Annotated in this window: 6 protein-coding genes; all 6 read left to right on the top strand. The window is 65.5% G+C overall.

From position 1 onward, the window contains the following. Positions 1–274, top strand: a 274-nt coding sequence (locus tag WAX14_RS19375; RefSeq protein WP_422629675.1) for a hypothetical protein, incomplete at its 5' end; no start/stop codon positions are given. Positions 275–526: 252 nt separating this feature from the next. Continuing rightward, positions 527–883, top strand: coding sequence for a hypothetical protein (locus tag WAX14_RS19370; RefSeq protein WP_422629674.1), 357 nt, complete (start codon positions 527–529; stop codon positions 881–883). 35 nt (positions 884–918) lie between these two features. After that, the gene (locus tag WAX14_RS19365; RefSeq protein ID WP_422629673.1) at positions 919–1,278 is read left to right on the top strand and encodes a hypothetical protein; all 360 of its coding nucleotides are present in this window, start codon (positions 919–921) and stop codon (positions 1,276–1,278) included. Positions 1,279–1,393: 115 nt separating this feature from the next. After that, complete coding sequence (locus tag WAX14_RS19360; protein ID WP_422629672.1) at positions 1,394–1,621, top strand: helix-turn-helix domain-containing protein; 228 nt, start codon at positions 1,394–1,396, stop codon at positions 1,619–1,621. Continuing rightward, positions 1,618–2,223 carry a hypothetical protein gene (locus WAX14_RS19355; RefSeq protein WP_422629671.1) on the top strand — a complete coding sequence of 202 codons (606 nt, stop codon included), beginning with the start codon at positions 1,618–1,620 and terminating at the stop codon, positions 2,221–2,223. The genes WAX14_RS19360 and WAX14_RS19355 overlap by 4 nt, the downstream gene beginning before the upstream one ends. A 58-nt stretch (positions 2,224–2,281) precedes the next feature. Then, the gene (locus WAX14_RS19350; RefSeq protein WP_422629670.1) at positions 2,282–2,422 is read left to right on the top strand and encodes a hypothetical protein; all 141 of its coding nucleotides are present in this window, start codon (positions 2,282–2,284) and stop codon (positions 2,420–2,422) included. Positions 2,423–2,472 lie beyond the last annotated feature (50 nt).

Genomic DNA, 2,472 nt, shown 5'->3' with positions numbered 1-2,472 from the left:
GATTGAGCTAGTGCATACTGGCGAGCACCAGCGCACACTGGATTCATCGCAGAGGAGGTTCACCATGACCGCAGTCTTGCCCCCGCGGGACCTAGTGCGTTCTCTGACGGTAGAGGAAGCCAAGGGTGAGCGCGATGACCTGATCCGTCAGTCGGGTATGAGTCGTGACGAGCTCGAACGCCGTGGCAAGCTCTGGGAGCTTGATGCGCATGAGCGCGGGCTCCTTGCCGATATCCGCAACCTTGAGTTCCTGATCAACCGCGCTACCCGGTGACGGAGACGCTCCACGATCAGGCTCAGCGGTTCGCAGAGGATCTGACCAGGACTGTCCAGGCGGTAGTCGGTCCGTCGTGTCGGCCGTTCGCGGCAGTCGAGGTTGAGGCCGCCGACGCATCAGGAGCGGACGCGGCGCGGTCGATGTAGTGCGCGCGCGTTTCACCGGGCGTGGCGCGAGGGCGGGTAGTCCGTTCGGGTGAATCTCAATACGGTATGTACACCAGTATCCATCGTATGTATACTCGTATGCATGAGCAGCTACGAGATCCACTCCGCAGACCAGATCATCGACGGCATGGACGCCATCGTCTACAGCCTCCACGTCGACGGCGCACAGGTCGCACACCTCGACGCGCACCGCAACGGCCTCATCCTCAACGTCGAGGTCGACGAGGCCGAGCGAGGCCAAGGCTACGCCCGCGCACTCTACGAGCACGCCGACCAGGCGCAGGGCCTCTACCACGTCCCCTCGTGGGGACGCACCGCCGAAGGCGACGCATTCGCCGAGGCGATGGGCGGCGACGTCATGGACGACGAGGACGCCATCGCCACCCTCGGCTTCGACGACGACCAAGCTGCACACATCCGCGAGATCGCCGGACTCTGACCACCACACCCGCTACCGCCACGAAAGAGATCATCATGCACAACGACGACACCGCGATCGACGCCTGGCTCGGCGACGCGACCCTGACCACCGAGCAGCGCGACCGATTCATCACCATCTGGGACGACGTCGCGACCCGGCACCCCGAGCCGGAGGACCAGGACGTACGGTCCGCAGCGCTGTCGGCCGCAGTGCAGCACCTACTCGGCGAGACGACGCCCACCGACGCCGGCCGGGAGATCGGCCGCCTGAACGCTGCGCTGGAGGATGCGAAGGCCGCGGCCCGCGCCATTGCAGTGCTCGCAGTCGAGGATGGTGCCAGCGAGTATGCGCTGCACCGGGAACTTGGTGTGACGCGCCGGACGCTGCGCCTGTGGCTCGGCAAGGACGCCTGATGCGTGTCGGCGATCCTAAGCGTGTCATTTTCGAACATGCCTGGTCAGCGGCCTACGCGGACCTTTTCGCGTACTACGCTTGACCTACGCACATCTACGCAGTACCTTCTAACTCATGACCGAGAAGAAGAGACTCACCTGGCAAGAGCTGAGGGTGCTTCGCGAGAAGGACGGCCACTCGCTGACCTCGCTCGCTAAGGCGGCGGGCATGTCGCTCGGTTACCTCAGCGACCTGGAGAACGGCCGCCGCGACCCGAACGCGACCGTCACGAAGAAGTTGGCCGTGGCACTCAACGTGCCGGTGTCCGTGCTGGAGAAGCACCGACGAATCGACGCCGCATGACTACCGCGGTCGCCCAGATGGGCGCTACCGAAGCCCGCGCGCTCACCGATCAGATCAAGGTCGCCGTCGAGGCGACGTGGGAACTGGTCAAGCGCGCCTATGTCGAGCGCGCGTGGGCGGTGCTCGGCTACGACGGCTGGGACGACTACTGCACCCGCGAGTTCGGTACGTCGCGGCTGCGTCTGCCGCGTGAGGAGCGGGCCGAGGTCGTTGCGTCCCTGCGCGAGTCGGGGCTGTCGACGCGGGCGATCGCGGCGGCAACCGGGCTGAGTCAGAAGACTGTCAGCCGCGAGGTGGCCGCAGGTGAGTCAAATGACTCACCTGTGATCGGCACGGACGGCAAGACGTACACGCCAAAGTCTCGGCAGGTCGACCAGGTTGCCGACGCCGACAACCTGGCAGGTCAGGCAGTGCCCTCATTTATGCGGGAAGGTGACGACGAGATCGCACCCGGCATCAGCGCCAACGATCTCGCCGCACTCAACGATCCGCCGGCGCATCAGTCTTCGGGTGGACGTAAGGGCCGCTGGTGGATTCTGCCGTCGCATGCTGCCGCGTGGCGGATGGGTAAGCGCCCGTCGCGGGGGAGGCGAGCCGCATGACTCGTCTTCACGCGTCTCTGATTTTCGCTGCCCTGTTCACGGGTGCGTTGGTGTCGGCGTGCCATCCCGCGGAGCCGGGGTTCACGCCGCCGGTGGGGTCGGTGTGCGACTTGCAGGAGGTACGACAGTGAGCATCCGAGACGGCATCGCCGACATCGCGGACGCGATCCTGACCTTCATCGAGGAGGCCCAGAAGTGACCGCCCCGAATCCCGCTGATCTGCGCATGGCTGCTGCTGGTGCTGCGTTC

The sequence above is a fragment of the Rhodococcus sp. (in: high G+C Gram-positive bacteria) genome (assembly GCF_049299235.1).
Lineage (GTDB): Bacteria > Actinomycetota > Actinomycetes > Mycobacteriales > Mycobacteriaceae > Rhodococcus.
This window is presented reverse-complemented; position numbering and strand designations above follow the sequence as displayed.

What these genes read in the sequence shown, in the direction of transcription:
- WAX14_RS19360 (WP_422629672.1), top strand. Translation starts at nt 1,394, where the DNA reads ATGACCGAGAAGAAGAGACTCACCTGGCAAGAGCTGAGGGTGCTTCGC.
- WAX14_RS19370 (WP_422629674.1), top strand. Translation starts at nt 527, where the DNA reads ATGAGCAGCTACGAGATCCACTCCGCAGACCAGATCATCGACGGCATG.
- WAX14_RS19365 (WP_422629673.1), top strand. Translation starts at nt 919, where the DNA reads ATGCACAACGACGACACCGCGATCGACGCCTGGCTCGGCGACGCGACC.
- WAX14_RS19355 (WP_422629671.1), top strand. Translation starts at nt 1,618, where the DNA reads ATGACTACCGCGGTCGCCCAGATGGGCGCTACCGAAGCCCGCGCGCTC.